General features: G+C 59.7%; 22 protein-coding genes and 1 tRNA gene. 18 read left to right on the forward strand and 5 right to left on the reverse strand.

Annotation, left to right across the window (positions count from 1 at the left end; genetic code table 11):
* Positions 1 to 4: 4 nt before the first annotated feature.
* The 10 genes from folK (at position 5) to FPT12_RS26260 (ending at position 12,475) form a co-directional block, all read left to right on the forward strand.
* The gene (gene folK, locus FPT12_RS26210) at positions 5 to 490 is read left to right on the forward strand and encodes a 2-amino-4-hydroxy-6-hydroxymethyldihydropteridine diphosphokinase (RefSeq protein ID WP_145022116.1); all 486 of its coding nucleotides are present in this window, start codon (positions 5 to 7) and stop codon (positions 488 to 490) included.
* A gap of 291 nt (positions 491 to 781) precedes the next feature.
* Positions 782 to 1,582 (forward strand): 3-methyl-2-oxobutanoate hydroxymethyltransferase, encoded by an 801-nt coding sequence (gene panB / locus FPT12_RS26215; RefSeq protein WP_145022122.1) that lies wholly within the window; start codon positions 782 to 784, stop codon positions 1,580 to 1,582.
* Positions 1,579 to 2,439: a pantoate--beta-alanine ligase gene (gene panC / locus FPT12_RS26220; protein ID WP_145022125.1), complete on the forward strand. Its 861-nt coding sequence runs from the start codon at positions 1,579 to 1,581 to the stop codon at positions 2,437 to 2,439. Before panB ends, panC begins: the two co-directional genes overlap by 4 nt.
* A gap of 216 nt (positions 2,440 to 2,655) precedes the next feature.
* Positions 2,656 to 3,036: an aspartate 1-decarboxylase gene (panD, locus tag FPT12_RS26230; RefSeq protein ID WP_003228271.1), complete on the forward strand. Its 381-nt coding sequence runs from the start codon at positions 2,656 to 2,658 to the stop codon at positions 3,034 to 3,036.
* Between the two features lie 243 nt (positions 3,037 to 3,279).
* Positions 3,280 to 4,944 carry a glucose-6-phosphate isomerase gene (gene pgi / locus FPT12_RS26235; RefSeq protein ID WP_145022128.1) on the forward strand — a complete coding sequence of 555 codons (1,665 nt, stop codon included), beginning with the start codon at positions 3,280 to 3,282 and terminating at the stop codon, positions 4,942 to 4,944.
* 116 nt (positions 4,945 to 5,060) lie between these two features.
* Complete coding sequence (gene acs, locus FPT12_RS26240) at positions 5,061 to 6,998, forward strand: acetate--CoA ligase (protein ID WP_145022131.1); 1,938 nt, start codon at positions 5,061 to 5,063, stop codon at positions 6,996 to 6,998.
* 63 nt (positions 6,999 to 7,061) lie between these two features.
* Positions 7,062 to 7,931: an oxygenase MpaB family protein gene (locus FPT12_RS26245; RefSeq protein WP_145022134.1), complete on the forward strand. Its 870-nt coding sequence runs from the start codon at positions 7,062 to 7,064 to the stop codon at positions 7,929 to 7,931.
* Positions 7,932 to 8,107: 176 nt separating this feature from the next.
* Entirely contained in the window at positions 8,108 to 9,124 is a 1,017-nt protein-coding gene (locus FPT12_RS26250) for a class I SAM-dependent rRNA methyltransferase (RefSeq protein WP_145022137.1), read from the forward strand.
* Positions 9,125 to 9,218: 94 nt separating this feature from the next.
* Positions 9,219 to 12,173 carry a DUF748 domain-containing protein gene (locus tag FPT12_RS26255; RefSeq protein WP_145022139.1) on the forward strand — a complete coding sequence of 985 codons (2,955 nt, stop codon included), beginning with the start codon at positions 9,219 to 9,221 and terminating at the stop codon, positions 12,171 to 12,173.
* Positions 12,174 to 12,175: 2 nt separating this feature from the next.
* Positions 12,176 to 12,475 (forward strand): DUF2845 domain-containing protein, encoded by a 300-nt coding sequence (locus tag FPT12_RS26260; RefSeq protein WP_145022143.1) that lies wholly within the window; start codon positions 12,176 to 12,178, stop codon positions 12,473 to 12,475.
* Between the two features lie 112 nt (positions 12,476 to 12,587).
* On the opposite strand, the gene FPT12_RS26265 is transcribed toward FPT12_RS26260, so the two are convergent.
* The gene (locus tag FPT12_RS26265) at positions 12,588 to 12,944 is read right to left on the reverse strand and encodes a BON domain-containing protein (protein WP_145022146.1); all 357 of its coding nucleotides are present in this window, start codon (positions 12,942 to 12,944) and stop codon (positions 12,588 to 12,590) included.
* A 276-nt stretch (positions 12,945 to 13,220) separates the two neighbouring features.
* Positions 13,221 to 13,631 (reverse strand): pilin, encoded by a 411-nt coding sequence (locus tag FPT12_RS26270; protein ID WP_145022149.1) that lies wholly within the window; start codon positions 13,629 to 13,631, stop codon positions 13,221 to 13,223.
* Positions 13,632 to 13,857: 226 nt separating this feature from the next.
* On the opposite strand from FPT12_RS26270, the gene pilB reads away from it, so the two are divergent.
* Genes pilB through yacG form a run of 5 tightly spaced genes read left to right on the forward strand, consistent with a single transcriptional unit; the run spans position 13,858 to position 18,471 of the window.
* Positions 13,858 to 15,558: a type IV-A pilus assembly ATPase PilB gene (gene pilB, locus FPT12_RS26275; protein ID WP_145022152.1), complete on the forward strand. Its 1,701-nt coding sequence runs from the start codon at positions 13,858 to 13,860 to the stop codon at positions 15,556 to 15,558.
* Between the two features lie 3 nt (positions 15,559 to 15,561).
* Positions 15,562 to 16,779, forward strand: coding sequence for a type II secretion system F family protein (locus tag FPT12_RS26280; RefSeq protein WP_145022155.1), 1,218 nt, complete (start codon positions 15,562 to 15,564; stop codon positions 16,777 to 16,779).
* Between the two features lie 2 nt (positions 16,780 to 16,781).
* On the forward strand, positions 16,782 to 17,654 hold the full coding sequence (locus tag FPT12_RS26285; RefSeq protein WP_145022158.1) for an A24 family peptidase: 873 nt from the start codon (positions 16,782 to 16,784) through the stop codon (positions 17,652 to 17,654).
* Positions 17,651 to 18,274, forward strand: coding sequence for a dephospho-CoA kinase (gene coaE / locus FPT12_RS26290; RefSeq protein WP_145022161.1), 624 nt, complete (start codon positions 17,651 to 17,653; stop codon positions 18,272 to 18,274). The genes FPT12_RS26285 and coaE overlap by 4 nt, the downstream gene beginning before the upstream one ends.
* A complete protein-coding gene (gene yacG / locus FPT12_RS26295; protein WP_145022164.1) occupies positions 18,271 to 18,471 on the forward strand; it encodes a DNA gyrase inhibitor YacG in 201 nt (66 codons plus the stop codon). Before coaE ends, yacG begins: the two co-directional genes overlap by 4 nt.
* Before the next feature lie 9 nt (positions 18,472 to 18,480).
* On the opposite strand, the gene FPT12_RS26300 is transcribed toward yacG, so the two are convergent.
* Positions 18,481 to 18,696, reverse strand: coding sequence for a hypothetical protein (locus FPT12_RS26300; RefSeq protein ID WP_054595542.1), 216 nt, complete (start codon positions 18,694 to 18,696; stop codon positions 18,481 to 18,483).
* 63 nt (positions 18,697 to 18,759) lie between these two features.
* On the reverse strand, positions 18,760 to 19,446 hold the full coding sequence (locus FPT12_RS26305; protein ID WP_145022166.1) for an energy-coupling factor ABC transporter permease: 687 nt from the start codon (positions 19,444 to 19,446) through the stop codon (positions 18,760 to 18,762).
* Between the two features lie 131 nt (positions 19,447 to 19,577).
* Between FPT12_RS26305 and FPT12_RS26310 the strand changes: the two genes are divergently transcribed.
* From FPT12_RS26310 to FPT12_RS26320, 3 genes are all read left to right on the forward strand, one after another.
* Entirely contained in the window at positions 19,578 to 20,204 is a 627-nt protein-coding gene (locus FPT12_RS26310) for a DUF1780 domain-containing protein (RefSeq protein WP_145022169.1), read from the forward strand.
* Positions 20,205 to 20,280: 76 nt separating this feature from the next.
* Positions 20,281 to 20,454, forward strand: a complete 174-nt coding sequence (locus tag FPT12_RS26315) for a DUF3094 family protein (protein ID WP_145022172.1) — start codon at positions 20,281 to 20,283, stop codon at positions 20,452 to 20,454.
* Between the two features lie 327 nt (positions 20,455 to 20,781).
* Positions 20,782 to 22,080, forward strand: a complete 1,299-nt coding sequence (locus FPT12_RS26320; protein ID WP_145022175.1) for an NAD(P)/FAD-dependent oxidoreductase — start codon at positions 20,782 to 20,784, stop codon at positions 22,078 to 22,080.
* 122 nt (positions 22,081 to 22,202) lie between these two features.
* Here the strand turns inward: FPT12_RS26320 and FPT12_RS26325 are convergent.
* Positions 22,203 to 22,279, reverse strand: a tRNA-Pro gene (locus FPT12_RS26325).
* Positions 22,280 to 22,427 lie beyond the last annotated feature (148 nt).

The following is a 22,427-nucleotide window of genomic DNA, read 5'->3' on the forward strand; positions in this document are numbered from 1 at the left end:
ATCGATGGAACGCATTTACATTGGCATGGGCAGCAACCTCGCTGCCCCCGCGGAACAATTGCGCAGCGCCGTCGAGGCGCTCGCGCAGTTACCCAAGACAGCTCTGGTGGGGGTTTCGTCCTTCTATCAAAGCGACTCCTTGCTGCCCGGCCAGCCGCGATATACCAACGCGGTCGCCGCGCTCGACAGCACGCTGACGCCGCTTCAGCTGCTCGATGCGCTGCAAGCCATCGAAATCGACCAGGGTCGCGAGCGCCATGAGCGCTGGGGCCCGCGCACACTGGATCTGGACATCCTGCTGTTCGGCGATCGGCTGATCGACGAGCCCCGCCTCAAAGTCCCCCATTACCATATGCAGGCCCGAGCCTTTGTGCTCTACCCGCTGGCAGAGCTGGCGCCAGCTGACCTGCAACTGGCCGACGGTCGTCACCTGCGCGAACTGCTCGCTGCATGCCCGTTCGTCGGACTTGAACGCCTCCCTTCTACGTGAGCCTTACACGCCCCGTAGCAGCCGCCGAAGGCTGCTACGGAGTGCGCGTTGAACCGGCTGAATCGCATCAGTAACGCCGGTAACACCAACGGCGTAACATTGCGGTAACACATCCAATTGACTTCCCGAGTTCTCCTCACGACTATAGGCGTCCCGCTGCCGCCAACCCGGCACTTACAGGGCGCAATCCAGGCTTTTCAAGCACGACACAAGACCGTGCGCCTGAGTAGATGAAGAATCACGCGCGTTACTCGCAGTAGTTTTCCAAGCGCCTGAATGAGGATTCCTTACATGCCAGCTATCACCTTGACCACATTGCAGAGCCTCAAGCAAAAGGGTGAAAAAATCACCATGCTGACCTGCTACGACGCTACCTTCGCCCACGCCTGCAATGAGGCGGGCGTTGAAGTGTTACTGGTGGGCGACTCCCTTGGCATGGTGTTGCAAGGACACGACAGCACCCTGCCGGTGACCACCGCCGAAATGGCTTACCACGTCGCCGCGGTCAAGCGTGGCAACACCGACGCCTTGATCCTTGCTGACCTGCCGTTCATGGCGAATGCAACCATTGAGCAAACGATGACCAACAGTGCCCTGCTGATGCAGGCGGGAGCGCACATGGTCAAGGTCGAAGGCGCGCTGTGGCTGGCCGAGTCGATTCGTCTGCTGGCCGAACGCGGTATCCCGGTGTGCGCGCACATGGGGCTGACGCCGCAGTCGGTAAACATTCTCGGCGGCTATAAAGTTCAGGGCCGCAATGAAAACCAGGCGCGGCAGATGCGCGCCGACGCAATTGCCCTGGAGCAGGCCGGCGCGGCGATGCTGGTGCTCGAATGCGTACCGAGCGAACTGGCCCACGAAATCACCCAAGCGGTGAAGATTCCGGTGATCGGCATCGGCGCCGGCAATGCCACCGACGGTCAGGTGCTGGTACTGCACGACATGCTCGGCCTGTCCCTCTCCGGTCGCGCACCGAAATTCGTGAAGAACTTCATGGCCGGCCAAGACAGCATTCACGCCGCCCTGAGCGCTTACGTCGCTGAAGTCAAAGCCGCAACCTTCCCTGGCGCCGAACACGGATTCTCTGCATGAACACTGTCAAGACCGTACGCGAACTGCGTGCCGCCGTAGCCCGCGCTCGCGGCGAAGGCAAACGTATCGCCTTCGTACCGACCATGGGCAACCTGCACAGCGGCCACATCGCGCTGGTCACCAAAGCCGCCCAACGAGCCGACTTTGTGGTCGCAAGCATTTTCGTCAACCCGCTGCAATTTGGCGTCGGCGAAGACCTCGACAAGTATCCACGGACCTTGGCCGCCGATCAGGAGAAACTGCTGCAAGCCGGCTGTCACCTGCTGTTCGCCCCAACTGTCGAAGAAATGTACCCGGACGGTATGGCCGGCCAGACCCGCGTCAGCGTTCCACTGCTTTCTGAAGGCCTGTGTGGCGCCAGTCGCCCGGGGCATTTCGAAGGCGTGGCGACGGTGGTCAGCAAGTTGTTCAACATGGTTCAGCCGGACTTGGCGGTCTTCGGTCAGAAGGACTTCCAGCAACTGGCGGTGATTCGCGCGCTGGTGCATGACCTGAACATGCCGATCCAGATCATTGGCGAGCCCACCGTACGAGCCGCCGACGGCCTGGCGTTGTCCTCGCGCAATGGTTTCCTCAGCGAAGAACAGCGGGCCGTCGCGCCAATTGTGTATCGCACGCTGAGCGACATCGCCGAAGCCATCAAACAGGGCGAACGCGATTACCCGGCGCTCCTGGCCCGGAAGATCGAGCAGCTCCAGGCCGCCGGTTTGCGTCCTGATTACCTGGAAGTCCGCCACGCGCTGACCCTGCGCCCAGCGACCGTGGGTGACCGTGACCTGGTGATCCTGGTGGCCGCTTTCCTGGGCACGACCCGGTTGATCGACAACCTGCACCTGAACCTCGACGCCCCCGCTTAACCACCGCAATCCCCCTGTGGGAGCGAGCTTGCTCGCGATGGCGGCTTAACACTCAACAAAGATGTTGGCCGCCAGACCGCTATCGCGAGCAAGCTCGCTCCCACAATAGATTGGTGTTGTTTTTGTAGATTGCAGTCGGTTTCTCACGTCGTATTGCCGGCCTCAAAAGCTTCGGGCAAACTGCCCGCCGTTCGGATCTGACCAAGGGAAACACTCATGCACGCCATCATGCTCAAGGCCAAGCTGCATCGCGCCGAAGTTACCCACGCAGTGCTCGACTACGAAGGCTCTTGCGCCATCGACGGCGAATGGCTGGACCTGTCCGGGATCCGTGAGTACGAACAAATCCAGATCTACAACGTCGATAACGGCGAACGCTTCACCACTTACGCGATCCGTGGCGAAGAAGGCTCGCGCATGATCTCGGTCAACGGCGCCGCCGCACACAAGGCCAAGGTCGGTGATCGGGTGATCATCTGCGCTTACGCTCATTACAGCGAAGCCGAACTGCTCAATTTCAAACCGCGCATGCTCTACATGGCTCCAGGCAACGAGTTGAGCCATACCAGCAATGCCATCCCGGTTCAGGTCGCCTGAGCCCTCCCCGTACTCCGAACACTGAAAGCCCGCCTGCCTGGCGACCTTGAGTGCCGGTACAAAATAGTACCGGCCACAGGTCAGACAAAGCCAAGACAGATCACACCGCGAGGTTTACTGTAATCGCCCTGCGCTATTAAATCGTTTATTCGCAGTTCAACCGGAGGGTGCCTGTCATCAAACAGGACATTCCGGTTTTTTCAGTGTCCTAAAGGCAGTCCAAGTAAAAGGAAACCCGCAGCGATGGCGTACTACCGCACTCCTCATGACGTTACCGCTCTGCCAGCCTGGCAGGCGCTGAATGATCACCGCCAAGCCATGCAGGATTTCAGCATGCGCGAAGCGTTCAATGCCGACCCGCAGCGTTTTACCCAGTTCACACTGAGCAGCTGTGGACTATTTCTTGATTACTCGAAAAACCTGATCAACACCGAAACCCGCAATCTGCTGGTGGGCCTGGCGAACGAAGTCGGCTTGCAAGACGCGATCAAGGCGTTGTTCAACGGCGAAATCGTCAATGCCTCCGAAGGCCGTCCGGCGCTGCATACGGCCCTGCGCCGCCCGGTGGGCGACAAGCTGTCGGTCAATGGCGTCAACGTCATGCCTGACGTGCACAAAGTGCTGAACCAGATCACTGAGCTGGTCGGGCGCATTCACGACGGCCTGTGGCGCGGTTACACCGAGAAGCCGATCACTGACGTGGTGAACATCGGCATCGGTGGTTCGTTCCTCGGCCCTGAGCTGGTTTCCGAAGCGCTGTTGTCCTACGCCCAGAAAGGCGTGCGCTGCCATTACCTGGCGAATATCGACGGCAGCGAATTCCATGAGTTGTCGGCAAAGATTCGTGCCGAAACCACGCTGTTCATCGTTTCCTCGAAATCCTTCAACACCCTCGAAACCCTGAAAAACGCCCAGGCCGCACGCGCCTGGTACCTGGCTCAGGGCGGCTCCGAAGCCGAACTGTATCGCCACTTCATCGCCGTTTCGAGCAACAACGCAGCGGCCGTGGCCTTCGGTATTCGCGAAGAGAACATCTTCCCGATGTGGGACTGGGTTGGCGGGCGTTACTCGCTGTGGTCGGCCATCGGCTTGCCAATTGCCCTGGCCATCGGCATGTCGAACTTCAAGGAACTGCTGTCCGGCGCCTACACCATGGACCAGCACTTCCAGAGCGCACCGTTCGAACAGAACATGCCGGTACTGCTGGCATTGCTGGGTGTCTGGTATGGCAACTTCTGGGGCGCGCAAAGCCACGCGATCCTGCCGTACGACCACTACCTGCGCAACATCACCAAGCACTTGCAGCAACTGGACATGGAATCCAACGGTAAGAGCGTACGTCAGGACGGCACGCCGGTTTCCACCGATACCGGTCCGGTCATCTGGGGTGGCGTCGGTTGCAACGGTCAACACGCCTATCACCAGTTGCTGCACCAAGGCACCCAGCTGATTCCAGCCGACTTCATCGTGCCGATCGTCAGCTTCAACCCGGTTGCCGACCACCACCAGTGGCTGTACGCCAACTGCCTGTCGCAAAGCCAGGCGCTGATGCTCGGCAAGACCCGCGCCGAGGCGGAAGCCGAGCTGCGTGAAAAAGGCGTGGCCGAAGACCAGGTGCAAAAACTCGCGCCGCACAAGGTGATCCCGGGCAACCGCCCGAGCAACACCCTGGTGGTCGAGCGCATCAGCCCGCGTCGTCTTGGCGCGCTGGTGGCGATGTACGAGCACAAGGTGTTCGTGCAGAGCGTGATCTGGGGCATCAACGCCTTCGACCAATGGGGCGTGGAGTTGGGCAAGGAGCTGGGCAAAGGCGTCTACAGCCGCCTGGTCGGCAGCGAAGAAACCCCGGCCGAAGACGCTTCGACCCAGGGCCTGATCAACTACTTCCGTGGTCGTCACCGCGGGTGATCTGATCCTCGCTCCCACAGGTCTGCACAGACCTTGTGGGAGCGGTGCAAGGCTTGAACCCATTCACTACTCGGCGCATCTTTATCACTTGTGCAATACAAGCATAAGGAACCGCCATGTTCGATATCAGCACGTTCCCCAAAGCCGATGCCGTCCGCCAGGCTGCGCAACTGAGTCAGGACGACTACCAGCGCCTGTACCGCCAATCCATCGAGCAACCCGACATCTTCTGGGCCGAACAGGCCAAACGCTTTCTCGACTGGTCGAGCCCTTGGCAAAGCGTTCAACACTCGGATATCAACACTGGCGCGGCACACTGGTTTGCCGGCGGCCAGCTCAACGTCAGCTATAACTGCATCGACCGCCACCTCGCCCAGCGCAGCGAGCAGACGGCGATCATCTGGGAAAGCGACGACCCGGCCGACTCGCTGCACATCACCTACCAGAAACTTCATCACTGCGTCTGCCGCCTGGCCAACGTGCTGAAAAGCCGCGGCGTAAAAAAAGGCGACCGGGTGTGCATCTACATGCCAATGATCCCTGAAGCCGCCTACGCGATGCTCGCCTGCGCGCGCATTGGCGCTGTGCACTCGGTGGTCTTTGGCGGATTTTCCCCCGATTCCCTGCGTGACCGGATCCTCGACGCGGACTGTCGCGCCGTGATTACCGCCGATGAAGGCGTACGTGGCGGTAAATATGTACCACTCAAACAGAACGTCGACAAAGCCCTGCTCAGTTGCCCGGCCGTCAGTACCGTCGTGGTGGTCGAACACACTCAGCGCGAGGTCAATTGGGTCGAGGGCCGCGACCTCTGGTATCACCAGGCCCTGCGCGACGTCAGTGACGACTGCCCGCCAGAACCGATGGGCGCCGAAGACCCGCTGTTCATCCTTTACACCTCCGGCAGCACCGGCAAACCCAAAGGCGTGCTGCACACCACTGGCGGCTATCTGCTGCAAGCGGCGATGACCTTCAAGTACGTGTTTGATTACCGCGACGGCGAAGTATTCTGGTGCACCGCCGACGTCGGCTGGGTCACCGGCCACAGCTACATCGTCTACGGGCCACTGGCCAATGGCGCGACCACACTGATCTTCGAAGGCGTGCCAAGCTACCCGAACAGCTCGCGGTTCTGGCAGGTCATCGACAAGCATCAGGTGAACATTTTCTACACCGCGCCCACCGCCTTGCGGGCCCTGATGCGCGAAGGCCTGGCCCCCTTGAAAGACAGCTCACGCAGCAGTCTGCGGCTGCTGGGCAGCGTCGGCGAGCCGATCAACCCGGAAGCCTGGGACTGGTATTTCAACGCGGTCGGCGAGCAGCGCTGCCCGATCGTCGACACCTGGTGGCAGACCGAAACCGGCGGCATCATGCTCAGCCCGCTGGTCAGCGCACAACGGATCAAACCCGGCTGCGCAACCCGGCCGATGTTCGGTGTGCAACCGGTCTTGCTCGATGAACAAGGCAAGGAAATCAGCGGCGCCGGCAGCGGCGTGCTCGCCATAAAATCCAGCTGGCCAGGGCAAATCCGCAGTGTCTATGGCGACCCGCAACGGATGGTCGACACCTATTTCAAACCCTATCCCGGCTACTACTTCACCGGTGACGGCGCGCGGCGCGATGAGGATGGCGACTACTGGATCACCGGGCGCATCGATGATGTGATCAACGTTTCCGGACACCGCATCGGCACCGCCGAAGTCGAAAGCGCACTGGTTCTGCATGACAGCATCGCCGAGGCGGCGGTGGTCGGTTACCCCCACGACCTCAAGGGACAGGGCATCTACGCCTTTGTCACCCCGATGAACGGCATCGAACCCAGCGACGCGTTGAAGAAAGAACTGCTGGCCCACGTCAGCCAGGAAATCGGCAGTTTCGCCAAACCCGATCTGATCCAATGGGCGCCGGCCTTGCCGAAAACCCGTTCGGGCAAGATCATGCGGCGCATCCTGCGCAAGATCGCCTGCAATGAGCTCGATAGCCTCGGCGACACCTCGACCCTGGCCGACCCCAGTGTGGTCGCCGGGCTGATCGACAAGCGTTTGAACCAATGATCTGTTCACCCAAGCGCGGCCGCTGGCCGCGCATTTTTTCAATGCCGTAGCCACCGAGTCGTCATGGAATTCATCCGTAGCCGTATCGAAACCCAGATCATGAGCCTGTCCGGCCTTTCGCTGGGCAAGCTCGACCTGGAAAACCCCAAGGGCGATCCCGGGCTCTTCGGCCCCGACTCGGTGAGCTGGCAAGTGCATGGCGACTTCAGCAGCATGCTCATCGGCGGCATCAGTGCCTTGATGCTGCAAGCCCTGCACCCGCTGGCGCTGGCCGGGGTCTGGGACCACTCGAACTTCCGTGAAGACATGCTCGGTCGACTGCGTCGCACCGGGCAGTTCATCTCCGGCACCACCTTCGGTTCACGTCAGGACGCCGAGTGGCTGATCGAGAAAGTGCGCACCATTCACTTGCAAGTGGTCGGCACCGCACCCGATGGGCGCCCTTATGCCGCCAGCGATCCGGACCTGCTGACCTGGGTCCATGTGGCCGAAGTCAGCAATTTTCTCGCAGCCCATTTGCGCTACCGCAATCCGAATCTTTCACCCGTCGATCAGGACCGCTACTACGCCGAGATCGCCTTGGTCGCCGAACGACTGGGCGCCCGCGATGTTCCGCGCTCACGGCGGGAAATCAGCGAGTACCTTGAACGAATTCGCCCACAACTGCTCTGCGATGAACGCAGCCGCGAAGTGCTGCGGTTGCTTCTGGCCGCACCATCACCCAGCCGCCTGGCCAAACCCTTCGGCGGGCTGATGATGCAAGCGGGCATCGACCTGCTGCCCGACTGGGCCAGTGACATGCTCGGTGTCCGCCAGAATCCGCTACAACGCAAACTGATTCGCGCCAGCGTCAATCGCAGTGCACCGATGCTGCGCTGGGCGGTGCGCAATGGTTCGGTACAGCGGGCAAAACGGCGGATGGGTTTATCATGATCGTTCCCACGCTCCGCGTGGGAATGCAGCCCGGGACGCTCCGCGTCCCAAGAGCGGACGCAGAGCGTCCAGTGAGGCGTTCCCACGCGGAGCATGGGAACGATCGTTGACGATCAGTCACCCAACAGCCCTTAGCTGTTAAACTCTCGCGCCAAATTCCCCAGCAAGGCGCGTCCATGTCTTCCTTGAATCAGGCGCTGCGCGCCGCCCTCGATCATCGCCAAGACCTGCTCGCCGAGCTGCACCAGCAAGGCACCGACTGCTATCGGCTGTTTCATGGCAGCCAGGAAGGTGCCGGCGGCCTGACCGTCGACCGTTACGGCCCGCAACTGCTGGTCCAGAGCTTTCACCAGTCGCTGGAGCGCGATGACTTGCTCGCGCTGCACGCGATCATCAACCAGCATCTCGGCCAGGACACCCTGCTGGTCTATAACGACCGCTCGCGGGGTAACTCGCGCATTGATCGCGAAGACACGGTCTACCGCGCCGAAGAGGCCGCGCTTGCCGACATGGTCGGCCACGAATGGGGCCTGAACTACCGGGTCCGCGGTCGCCACGCCGGGCAAGACCCTCTGCTGTTTCTCGACCTGCGCAACGCCCGCGGCTGGGTCAAGGACCACAGCGCCGGCAAAAGCGTGCTGAACCTGTTCGCCTACACCTGTGGCGTCGGCCTTGCCGCGGCGGCTGGCGGTGCACGCGAGGTGTGCAATCTGGATTTCGCCGAAGGCAACCTGGCCGTCGGCCGTGAGAACGGCCTGCTCAACCCGCAATTGCCGACCATGCAGTTCGTACAGTCCGATTACTTCCCGGCCATCCGCCAACTCGCCGGCCTGCCGATCAGCCAGCGCCGCGGGCAAAAACTGCCAAGTTACCCGCGCCTGGAACAGCGTCAGTACGACCTGGTCCTGCTCGATCCACCCGCCTGGGCCAAAAGTGCATTCGGCACCGTTGACCTGCTGCGCGACTATCAGAGTTTGCTCAAACCGGCGCTACTGGCCAGCGCCGAGGATGGCGTGCTGATCTGCTGCAACAACCTGGCAAAAGTCAGCATGGACGACTGGCGTGAGCAGGTGCTGCGCTGCGCAGAAAAAGCCGGGCGCCCGGTGCGTGACTGGAAAGTGCTGACACCCGGCAGCGACTTTCCGTCGATGGATCAGCAGCCGCCGCTGAAAACCCTGATCCTGCAACTCTGACCTCTTTCGAAAAAACCTGACATTTGCTGTTCAAGGTGATTGCTTCGGAACCAGAATCGCGTGCCATACTCCAAGCCACTCCCGATTCAGATAGATGAAACCGCACATGCCCAAAGGATTGATTCGCGCCATCGGCGCCCTGTTGATTGCTGTCGCCCTTTACAGCTTGCTGGGGTTTCTGATTTTGCCGGGCATCGCCTTGCGGATCGCCAATCAACAATTGGCCAACTACGCGACGGTGCCGGCGCATATTCAACGGATCGAACTCAATCCCTTCAGTCTTGAACTGAGCGTGTGGGGCCTGAACATCGGCGAGCCGGGCAAGGAACAGATCGCCTTCGAGCGCCTGTACGCCAACCTGCAAATCGATAGCCTCTGGACTCGCGCACTGCACCTGATTGATGTGCAGCTGGACAAGCCGAAAACCGAAATCCTGTTCAACAAGGACGGCAGCCTGAACCTCACGCAACTGTTCAAGTTGCCGGCCAGTGAGCCGACGCCCGCGGCCCCGGACGCCAAACCCTTCCCGCTGCGCATCGACCACATCAACCTGGCCGGTGGATATGTGCACTTCCAGGACCTGCGCCCGAGCGAGCCGATCGAATTCCTGTACGACAAGCTCGACCTGGAGCTGAACAACCTCAGCACCCTGCCCGACGACAACGCAGCCATGACCCTCGTCGCTGCCGGCCCGGCAGGTGGGCGGATCGACTGGACCGGCCACATGAGCCTGGTGCCTATCAGTTCCGAAGGCACACTGAAAGTCACCGACGGCAAGATGAAGTCCTGGTGGCCTTATGTACGTGATGCATTACCACTGGTGCTCGAAGACGGAACCCTGAACCTGAGCACCGATTACAAGCTCAACCTGTCCAAGGAAACCGAACTGTTGCTGAGCAACACTTCGGTGAGCATTGCACCGTTCGCTATCAAGGCCCCGGATGGCCGGCCACTGGTGCGCCTCGAACGTCTGGACGTCAGCGAGACCACGGTCGATCTGGCCAAGCAACAAGTGATCGTCGGCAAGATCCGCAGCCAGAAGCTCGAGACCTGGGCTGCCCGCGAAGCCGATGGCCAGCTCGACTGGCAGAAACTCTTCGCCAGCCAACCGGCCAAACCGGCCACAAAACCCGAGTCAACCAAGGCCCCGGCGGCGGCAGACTCGCCGCAACCAAAACCCGATCCCGCGGTGCCGAGCAAACCGTGGCAAGTGCTGCTCAAGGATGTCGAGCTGCGCAACTATCAAGTGCACCTGGCCGACCGTCAGGCTCAACCGGCGGTGGCACTGGAACTCGGCCCGCTGAACGTCGACGTGAAGAATTTCGATAGCCTCAATGGTTCGCCGTTCTCCCTCAAAGTCGATACCGGCCTGGGCAAGCAGGGCAAGATTCTCGCGGAGGGTGAGGTCAACCTTGCGCCAATCAGCGCCAAACTCAAGGTCCAGACCAAAGACATCGATTTGCGTGTCGCCCAGTCCTATATCAACCCGTTCATTCGTCTGGAGCTGCGTTCCGGGATGCTCGGCAGCGACCTGGCGGTTGACCTGAAAAGCACCGAGCCACTGGCGTTCAGCGTCACCGGCCGCGCCCAGGTCGATCAACTGCACACCCTGGACACCCTGAAAACCCGCGACTTCCTCAAGTGGCAGCAAGTGGTGGTCGAAGGTCTGAACTACCAACACGGCGATAGCCTGTCGATCGACAAGGTCAACCTGCAACAGCCTTATGTGCGCTTCATGATCAACGATGACCGCACCACCAACATCAATGACCTGCTGATCCCGCAACCGGCCGACAGCGGCAGCAAAACCGCCGCCGCGAAACCTGCCGCGAGCAAGGACAAGCCACTGGGCATCCACATCGGCGCGATTGCCATCAACGACGGTTCGGCGAACTTCGCCGACTTCAGCCTGACACCGAACTTCGCCACCGCCATTCAACAGCTCAACGGCCAGATCGGCACTATCGACAGTCGCCAGGTCAAACCCGCCGCCGTCGACATCAAGGGCAAAGTCGACCGCTACGCCCCGGTAACCATCAAGGGCAGCGTCACCCCGTTCGACCCGATGGCCGCGCTGGATATCGCCACCAGCTTCAAACGCGTCGAACTGACCACCCTGACCCCCTACTCCGGCAAGTTTGCCGGTTACCGGATTCGCAAGGGCCGGCTCAATCTCGACCTGCACTACCAGATCGTCAAAGGCCAGTTGAAAGCCGAAAACAAAGTGGTGGTGGAGCAACTGCAACTGGGCGAAAAAGTCGACAGCCCGGATGCCGTGAGTTTGCCGTTGAAACTGGCCATCGCGCTGCTGAAGGACTCCGACGGCAAGATCTCCATCGAGTTGCCGATTACCGGCGACTTGAACAACCCGCAGTTCAGCATAATGCCGATCATCTGGCAGACCCTGCGCAACCTGATCGTGCGCGCGGCCGAGGCGCCCTTCAAGCTCATTGGCGGGCTGATCAACGGCAGTGGGGCCGAAGACCTGGGCAACGTGTCGTTCGCCCCCGGTTCAAGCGAGCTGAGCAAGAACGCCGAGTCGGCGCTCGATACCCTGGCCAAAGCGCTCAAGGAACGTCCGGCCCTGCGCCTGGAAATCGAAGGTACCGCCGCCGAGAAGAGCGATGGCCCCTTGATTGCCGAACAGCGGCTGGAGCGTGAATACCAGTACAACTACTACAAAATGCTCCAGCGGCGCGGCGACAAAGTCCCTGCGCAAGCCTCGTTGCTGCAAGTCCCGGACAGCGAAAAAGGCCCGTTGCTCGAAGCCATTTACCGCACACGCCTGAAAACCCAGCCACCGGCCGAATGGACGCAACTGGGCAAAGCAGAGCGCACTGCCAAACTGCGCGAAGGCGTGATCAAGTTCTGGTCTTCAGACACCGCGCTGCTGCGCCAACTGGGTCAGGATCGCGCCAGCACCATCAAGGACTACCTGGTCGACAAAGCCCAGCTCGCCGATGACCGGGTGTATTTCGTTGACGCTAACCTGGGCGAAGCCGAAAACGATGGCCGAGTCGTCACGCCCATGCACCTGGACGCGGAGTAAGCATGAATAGCCGATTACTGATCAGCCTGGCACTGGCGCTCTTTACCAGCCAGGTGCAAGCCCAGACCGATACCTTGCGCTGCGGCAGTCAGTTGATCAGCGTCGGCGATCGCACAGGCGAAGTACTGCACAAATGTGGCGAGCCGGTTGCACGTGATGCGTTGGGCTACAAACGCAGCGCCAATCGCCGGGAAGAAGTCCCGGTTGAGGAATGGACCTACGGTCCGAACAGCGGCATGTACCAATACTTGCGCTTTGAAGGCAACCGCCTGGTACGGATCACCAGCAAACGCGGAAACTGATTGGAAGAGATCGCAGCCTGCGGCAGCTCCTACAGACGATAAATTCGATGTAGGAGCTGCCGCAGGCTGCGATCTTTTGCTTCTCCCCGCTCAAGAGGAGAAGCCTTGAGCCTTACTGGGCCATCAGGCCATCAGCCGATACGGCTTTGACGCCTTTGATTTTCTTGGTGATAGCGACGGCCATATCTTTCTGAGACTGGGTAATGGCTACTTTCGACGATAGCGAAACGACGCCTTTGTTGGTTTCGACTTTGATGTCGGTGCCAGGAATCCCCTTCTCGGTAACCAGATCGCTTTTCACTTTAGTGGTGATCCAGGTATCGGAAGTCGCTTCCTCGGCCTTGGTCATTTCACCGGCAGCCACCACCATCGGCGACTGTGTGGCTTGAGTGGTCTGCGCAAACGCAGCGTTGGCCATGGTCAGGGTCAGAGCGGTTGCAGCGGCGGCAGCGATAGCGAACGTCTTCATACGAGTAACTCCTGTTCTTCCAGAAAGTCTGCTGCATGCCTTCTCAGCAGGGTTAACAGAGACAGTGCGAAGGCTGTGCCAACGAGAGACAACCCAATAAACCAATATAAATCAAAAAGTTATAAAAAAATCCAACAACTGGAATCATGCAAAATGCATGACCCGGACGTTGTTGACATGCAAGTTGCAGGTTTTATCGAATTACCGCGATGCCATCGAACGGTCGAAAAAATGCCTCGCGTCCGTAGAGGCGAGGCATTGATGCTTCGAGCAGGATCAGACGCCAGTGCAACCCTTGGGTGCGTAGTCCTGCAATACCGTAGTCGCGCAGGTCCAGCCGGCGGTTGCTGACCGTGTGAGCGTGATGGTCTTGCTGAGCACCGGCCCTGGCGCATTGAGAATTGTGCAAGCAATGGTGCCTACACCGGTGGAGGCAGTACCTGATGCAGTAATCGTGCAGTTACTGGTCGTTGCCGTGCCGCCGATCAATGTCAGCGTCGGGTCAGTGCCCTGATTGATAACGTCTTCGAAAGGCACCTTCAGCGCCGAAATTTCCGCCACTCCCGCCGTCACCTTGGCTCGCGCCTGATATTTGGAATACATCGGCAACGCGAACGTCGCCAGAATCCCGATGATTGCCACCACGATCAGCAGCTCGATGAGGGTAAAACCTTTTTGATTATTCATAGAACAGGCTCCATGCATGAGGCGAAATCTCATGTCCTGAACCAGTCAAAGCACAGCACATGCCAAACCCTGTGCTCCCTGTTTACAGGGTGCCAGATCGACAATAGTCCAGTGCACACCCCGAGGAACCGCACTATCTGACATTTTTTGTCACCTCAAGAGCGCTGGTGCGGTCCCATCCGTTGACTAGGCTATAAGTCTTGAACTGTCTGTGCCTGGTACTCGAATGAATGACATCGCCCTCAGCGGTCTGGCCAAGCAATTGGTGCTGGCCGAACTGCTCACTGACAAAAGCGCGCAACAGGCGTATCAGCAAGCTCAACGCAACCGGATTTCCCTGGTCAGCTATCTGGTACAAAACAAACTGGTGAGCAGTCGCCAGGTTGCGGAAGTTGCCTCCGAGCATTTCGGCGTCGCCTTCCTCGACCTCAACTGTCTCGACAAGGACTCCCAGCCCAAAGACCTGGTCAGCGAAAAGCTGATTCGCCAGCACCACGCCCTGCCACTCTGGCGGCGCGGCAACAAACTGTTCGTAGGCATTTCCGACCCGAGCAATCACCAGGCGATCAACGATATCCAGTTCAGCACCGGGCTCACCACCGAAGCGATCCTGGTCGAAGACGACAAGCTCAGCGACGCCATCGACAAATTCTTCGACAGCCACAGCACGGGCCTGGAGGACATGGCCGACGTTGATCTTGAAGGTCTGGACATCGAAGCCGTCGACGACCAACGCCAGGACTCTGTCGCCGGCCAGGACTCCGACGATGCCCCGGTGGTGCGCTTCGTCAACAAGATGCTGCTGGACGCGATCAAGGGCGGCTCCTCGGACCTGCATTTCGAGCCCTACGAAAAAATCTATCGGGTGCGGGTACGGACCGACGGCATGCTGCGCGAAGTCGCCAGACCGCCGATTCAACTGGCCAACCGCATCGCTGCCCGTCTCAAGGTGATGGCCAGCCTGGACATTTCGGAACGTCGAAAACCCCAGGACGGGCGGCTCAAGATGCACCTGTCGAAAAGCAAATCCATCGATTTTCGGGTCAACACCCTGCCAACGTTGTGGGGCGAAAAAGTCGTGATCCGGATTCTCGACCCCTCGAGCGCACAAATGGGCATCGATGCGCTGGGTTACGAGCCCGATCAGAAAGACCTGTACATGGCGGCGCTCAAGCAACCTCAAGGGCTGATTCTGGTCACCGGGCCGACCGGCTCGGGGAAAACCGTGTCGCTGTACACCGGGCTGAATATCCTCAACACCGTCGACATCAACATCTCCACCGCCGAAGACCCGGTGGAGATCAACATGGAAGGCATCAACCAGGTCAACGTCAATCCCAGGCAGGGCCTGGATTTCGCTCAGGCGCTACGCTCATTTCTGCGCCAGGACCCGGACGTGATCATGGTCGGCGAAATCCGCGACCTGGAAACCGCCGAAATCGCGATCAAGGCTGCGCAAACCGGGCACCTGGTGCTTTCCACCCTGCACACCAACAGCGCGGCTGAAACCCTGACCCGACTGCACAACATGGGCATCCCGGGGTTCAACATCGCCACGGCCGTGCACCTGATCATTGCCCAGCGCCTGGCTCGCAAGCTGTGCAGCCACTGCAAAACAACCCTCTCGATTCCTGACGAAACACTGATCAAGGAAGGCTTCCCACGGGAACGCATCGGCTCTTTCACGATCTACGAACCCGTCGGTTGCGATCACTGCAACAACGGCTACAAAGGGCGAGTCGGTATCTATGAAGTGGTGAAAAACACCCCGGAGCTGCAACGGCTGATCATGGCTGAAGGCAACTCTCTGGAAATCGATACCCAGATGCGTAAGGACGGCTTCAATGACCTGCGCACCTCGGGCCTGCTCAAGGCCATGCAGGGCATCACCAGCCTTGAAGAAATCAACCGGGTCACCAAGGATTGAGTCATGGCGATCAAAGCAATCAAGGTCAGTGTCTACGCTTGGGAAGGCACCGACAGGAAAGGCAGCAAGGTCACCGGCGAGCTGAGCGGTCATAACCCGGCATTGATCAAGGCGCAGCTACGCAAACAAGGTATCAACCCGGGCAAAGTACGAAAAAAAACCGCTTCGCTGTTCAATTTCGGCAACCGTATCAAGGCACTGGACATTGCCCTCTTCACCCGGCAGATGGCGACCATGATGAAAGCCGGTGTGCCGCTGCTGCAGTCGTTCGAGATCATCGGTGAAGGCTTCGACAACCCGAACATGCGCAAGCTGGTGGACGAGGTGAAACAGGAAGTCGCCGCCGGCAACAGCTTCGCCACCGCGCTGCGTAAAAAGCCGCAGTACTTCGATGAGCTCTACTGCAACCTGGTCGACGCGGGCGAGCAGGCCGGCGCGCTCGACACGCTGCTGGAGCGGATTGCGACCTACAAGGAAAAAAGCGAAAGCCTCAAGGCCAAGATCAAAAAAGCCATGACCTATCCGCTGGCCGTGGTCTTTGTCGCAATCATCGTCACCGGCATTCTGCTGGTCAAAGTGGTCCCGCAGTTTCAGTCGGTATTTTCCGGATTTGGTGCAGAACTCCCGGCCTTTACCCTGATGGTGATCGGTCTGTCCGAGTTCATGCAGGCGTGGTGGTGGCTGTTGTTCGGCGCCTTGATCGTCGGGGTTCTGGGCTTTCGCCACGCGCTCAAGCGCTCACAACGCTTTCGCGACTGGCTGGATGCCCAACTGCTGAAGCTGCCGATAGTCGGCACACTACTCTACAAATCGGCGGTGGCCCGTTATGCCCGTACGCTGTCGACCACCTTCGCCGCGGGGGTCCCCCTGGTCGAAGCCCTGGATTCGGTAGCGGGCGCTACCGGCAATATCGTGTTCAAGCGGGCGGTCTTGCGCATCAAGCAAGATGTCTCCACCGGCATGCAGTTGAACTTCTCGATGCGCACCAGCGGGATTTTTCCCAACATGGCGATTCAAATGGCCGCCATTGGCGAGGAGTCCGGCGCACTGGACGACATGCTCGACAAAGTTGCGAACTACTATGAAGCTGAAGTCGACAATATGGTCGACAGCCTGACCAGCCTGATGGAACCGTTCATCATGGTGGTGCTCGGCGTCATTGTCGGCGGGTTGGTGGTTGCCATGTACCTGCCCATTTTCCAACTCGGCTCAGCGATTTGAACATGCCCTTGAGTGAATTCATGGCCGGTTACCCACTGGCATTCGTTGTCACTGCGCTCGTGCTTGGGCTGGTGATCGGTAGCTTTCTCAACGTGGTGGTCTGGCGCCTGCCGAAAATGCTTGAGTGCGACTGGCGGCAACAAGCCCTGGACGTACTGGGTTTACCGCCCGAAACACCGGGCCCGGCCTACAACCTTATGCTGCCGCATTCACACTGCCCGCAGTGCGCCCACCGAATCCGCGCCTGGGAAAACATTCCGCTGCTCAGTTACCTGGCACTGCGCGGCCGCTGCTCGAATTGCAAAGCGCCGATCAGCGCCCGCTACCCCTTGACCGAACTGGCCTGTGGCGTGCTGTCGGCGTTTGTCGCCTGGCACTTCGGCTTCGGTTGGCAAGCGGCGTGGGGGCTGGTCCTGAGTTGGGGATTACTGGCGATGTGCTTGATCGACGCCGACCACCAATTGCTGCCGGATGTGCTGGTATTGCCGTTGTTGTGGCTGGGTCTGATCGTCAACAGCTTCGAGCTTTTCGTGCCTTTGCACGCGGCGATGTGGGGTGCGGTGGCCGGTTACCTACTGCTGTGGTCGGTGTATTGGCTGTTCAAACTGATAACCGGTAAGGAAGGTATCGGTCACGGCGACTTCAAGCTCCTGGCGCTGCTCGGTGCCTGGGGCGGCTGGCAGATTCTGCCGCTGACGGTCCTGCTTTCATCGCTGGTGGGCGCTGTGGGGGGCGTGATTTTGCTGCGTCTGAAAGACGCCAACACCTCGACGCCGATCCCCTTCGGACCCTATCTGGCAATTGCCGGCTGGATTGCCTTGCTCTGGGGTGGTCAAATAACCGGCTTCTATTGGCAGTTTGTCGGTTTCAAATGAATACCCCTGTGGAAAAACCCTGGATTCTCGGCCTGACCGGTGGCATCGGCAGCGGCAAAAGCGCAGCGGCCCGGCACTTCATCGATCTGGGTGTGCATGCGGTGGATGCCGATCATGCCGCACGCTGGGTGGTCGAGCCCGGCCGCCCGGCGCTGGCGCAAATTGCCGAGCACTTCGGTGCCGGCGTGCTGCAAGCCGATGGCCAATTGAATCGCGCGGCACTGCGCAAGCTGATCTTTGAAGTCCCCGAAGAACGCCGCTGGCTCGAAGCGTTGCTGCATCCGCTGATCGCTCAGGAAATCGCTGCTCACCTGGCACGCGCACAATCACCTTATGCGATTCTGGTGTCGCCGCTGTTGATCGAGTCCGGGCAGTACAAAATGACCCAGCGAGTGCTGGTGATCGACGCACCGGAACACTTACAGATCGAACGAACCTTGCAGCGCGACCAGACCAGCGAACAGCAGGTTCAGGCGATCCTCAAGGCCCAGTCCAGCCGTCAGGACCGCCTCAGCCATGCCGACGATGTGGTGGTCAACGACCGCGACCTCGCCTGGCTGCACAGCGAGGTCGAACGCCTGCATCACTTTTACCTTACTTTGCGTGGAGGCCAGTCATGAGCCAACCCCCTGTCGTCGAATGTCCAACCTGCGGCGCCCCTGTTGAATGGAGCGAAGCCAGCACCTTCCGGCCGTTTTGCTCGGACCGTTGCAAACTGATCGATCTTGGCGCCTGGGCCTCGGAAGAACACAAGATTCCGGTCAGCCCGGATGCTGAAGACGAGTTGTTCTCGGAAGAGTTCGACCCGCGCCACTGATCCCGCCCCTCAGGGCCGCATGAACCCGTAGTCCTGGCTGTCGTCGAGATTCTCCGCCAGAAATTGCAACTCATCGGCCAGATCCTCGACACTGCGTACGCCCTTGCTCTGCTGCACCACCGCGCTGAGCAAGGCGCGCAGGCTCAACCCCGGTTCGAACCCGGCCTCATGCGCCGACTCCAGACTGTTGCGCAATTCCTGTCTTGCCCATTCGTAAACGCTCATGCCACTGCTCCTGAGGATTTTCCAGAGCATGGAATCGCAGGCGATTCGAACATTTGATATGGATCAAGGCTTGTCGTCGTCTTTCCACGGCGCCGACAAATAACGCGTGCGGTTGAAGGTCTCCAGCCACTCGGGGCAGAACACCACCAGCGAACTGATCACCATGCCGTTGATAAACGCCTCGGGGAAAATGATCAGCCATAGGTAACCGACAAAATCCTCCAGCCATTCCGGCATCGCAAAACGCTCGTCGAACCACAACAGCCCCAGCCCCACCAGCAGACAGAGCAATGCCGACAGCGCGGCGGCCAAAAAGCCCGAGCAAAAGATATACACAAAGGGATTACGCGGTTGCGCCCGCTCCACCAGGATCGCGCAGCCTTCGGTGACCAGCACCGGCAACAGAATCAGCAACGCGCCATTGACCCCCATTGCGGCCAGGTCCTGGCGCCCGAGCAGCACCAGCCCCACCTGCGCCACCAGCCCGCCGACAATCGCCAGCGGCCAGTCCAGCAATAACGTCACCGCCGTCATGCCGATAATGTGATAGGACACACCGGTGTCGAAGTCCCGTCGCACCAGCCAGAGGACGAATAGCGCGAACACCGTACCGAACAGCAAATGCTGACGCCGACTGTCTGTGAACAACTCGACCCACGGTGCTCGCGCAGCGGCCCAGATCAGCACCGGCACATAGATCAGCCAGCCGACTGTGAGGGTTTCGGTAGACAGCAGTGCGGCACTGATCATGAGGGTAAATCCTTCGACTCCACCGCTGACTCCTTGGCAACAGCCCCATATGCAGCAGTCTACACCGCCCCCCAGTCGTGCCACTCGATGCAAAGCTTCAGCTTGTCGCATTTGAACGCTAAGCTTGGCCTATGGATGACTCAGATTATTTGCGCCTGCTGACCATCGCGGCCGAGCAAGCCAACGCGTTCCTTTCCAATGCCCGCAAATGGGAGCGTGAGCGTTGGGTTTGCCAACGCCTGCTGCAAGGCTTGAACATCCCCTACCGTGTCGACGAGTTCAGCCCTGCCGGTGAACCGCCGGACGTACTGTTTCGCGAGGCGAACTTCGAAGTGTTCTTCGTGCTCGACGAAGGCCGACGACTCAATGACGAGTGGCGCGACGAACTGCAACGCCGGCGCAGTGCATTCTCCCTGAGCCAACTGGTGCGCCGCGAAGCCAAGCCCAGGCGTATTCCAGCCAACGAGTTCTTGCTGAGACTGGCACCGACCTTGCGCAAAAAAGCCCATAACTACAAAGAGCGGGGGATGGACCTGGGCGAACTGGATATCATCGCTTTCACCAGTCTCAAGCGCGAAGTGCTCGACCTCAACAGCCATTTTCCGCCGCCCACCGAATACCTGCGCCAGGGTTGGCGCTCGCTGTCACTGGTCGGCCCGACCTTTGCCCGGGTGCTATTCGCTCACCCTGATGCACCGGACTTTTTGCGCGGTAATCTGGGACGCAGCATCCTCTTCGACGTCGGGATCAGCCTGTGAACCCACTACAGCAATTGTTGGCGCCCCCGCTGTAGCTTCTATACATTTAGCAACGTCTACCTGACGAGGCCTTATTATGACCAGCCGCCTGAAACCCGACGACCAGCAGCATGTCGAAGAGTATCTGCAACTGTCCCAGAACCGAGTCGAGCGCCGGCCTTTCCGGCCGTGGATGCTCCTCGTGGTGGTAGTGGCAGTGACGATTGGCCTGGGCCTGCTGAGCCGACTTATCAGTTACCTGACGCTATGAGCTGCTCAGGGTCAGTTGACGTTTGGAGACGACCGCGACGACGGCCCATTTGGCGCAGGGCAAGGCGCGAGGAACGAAGTTTGGTTGTTCCAAATAAGTTCCGAGCAACGCCGCCCTGCGCCAAATGGGCCGCCGTCCCTTCGGGTTGCGCGCCAACGTGCGCGAGGCTGCGTTGCGGGATTTGCCAAGGGAACAACCATTGGCGGCATCCCGCGCCTTGCCTCGCGCACGTTGGCATCGCAACGCGGTTCGTCACCAAACGTCAACTGACCCTGACGCTCGCTCGGGTAATTGCACCGATTTCCTTTAGCCTTGCGAGATATCCCCATGACTCATCGTATTGTCATCGTTGGCGGCGGCGCCGGCGGTCTGGAGTTGGCTACCCGTCTGGGTAAGACTCTGGGCAAGCGTGGCACGGCCAGTGTGATGCTGGTCGACGCGAACCTGACGCACATCTGGAAGCCGCTGTTGCATGAAGTGGCGGCAGGCTCCTTGAACTCTTCCGAAGACGAACTCAACTATGTCGCCCAGGCAAAATGGAACCACTTCGAGTTCCAGCTGGGGCGCATGAGCGGGCTCGATCGCGCCCAGAAAAAAATCCAGCTGGCTGCTACCTACGACGAAAATGGCCGGGAACTGGTGCCGGCACGCGAAGTGGGTTACGACTCGCTGGTGATTTCGGTCGGCAGCACCACCAACGATTTCGGCACTCAGGGCGCGGCGCAACACTGCCTGTTCCTCGACACCCGCAAACAGGCCGAGCGCTTCCACCAGCAATTGCTCAACCACTATCTACGTGCCCACGCCGGGCAATCCGATGCGGTGCAACAGATCAGCGTGGCCATTGTTGGCGCGGGTGCCACCGGTGTCGAACTGGCGGCGGAACTGCACAACGCAGCCCACGAACTGGCGGCGTACGGCCTGGACCGGATTCTTCCGGAAAACATGCACATCACCCTGATCGAAGCCGGCCCAAGGGTCTTGCCTGCCCTGCCGGAGCGGATCGGCGGCCCTGTGCATAAAACCCTGGAAAAACTCGGCGTCACGGTGCTGACCAACGCAGCCGTCAGTGAAGTCACCGCCGATGCGCTGATCACTGCCGGCGGCCAGGAGATCAAGGCCAGCCTGAAAGTCTGGGCAGCCGGGATCCGTGCGCCGGGTTTCCTCAAGGACATCGACGGCCTGGAAACCAACCGGATCAATCAGCTGCAAGTGCTGCCGACCCTGCAAACCACCCGCGACGAAAACATTTTCGCCTTCGGTGACTGCGCGGCCTGCCCGCAACCGGGCACCGATCGCAACGTACCGCCACGTGCGCAAGCCGCACACCAACAAGCCTCGTTGCTGGCCAAATCATTGAAACTGCGCATCGAAGGCAAGCCGTTGCCGACGTACAAGTACACCGATTACGGCTCCCTGATCTCGCTGTCGCGTTTTTCGGCTGTGGGTAACTTGATGGGCAACCTGACCGGCAGCGTAATGCTGGAAGGCTGGCTGGCGCGGATGTTTTACGTGTCGTTGTACCGCATGCACCAGGTCGCGTTGTACGGCCCGTTCCGCACGGCGATGCTGATGCTCGGCAGCAGGATTGGTCGTGGGACTGAACCACGGCTCAAGCTGCACTAAAACCCTCTCGTCAGTTAATTGATCGTTCCTACGCTCCCGCGTGGGAACGATCATTTGTCGCGATACCGGATTTCAGCAGGCAAAAAAAATCCCCGTATCTTTCGATACGAGGATTTTTAATATGGTCGGGGTAAGGGGATTCGAACTCCTGACATCCTGCTCCCAAAGCAGGCGCGCTACCGGACTGCGCTATACCCCGGTAAAAAAAAGGCACCCTTTTAAAAGAGCGCCTTCTTCGATCAGCGCTTTTGGCCTCTGATCTTAAGATTCGATTCCAGCGCTAACTGGTATCAAAAATGGTGGGTCGTGTGGGATTCGAACCTACGACCAATTGGTTAAAAGCCAAC

Source organism: Pseudomonas sp. H3(2019), from assembly GCF_007713465.1.
GTDB lineage: Bacteria > Pseudomonadota > Gammaproteobacteria > Pseudomonadales > Pseudomonadaceae > Aquipseudomonas.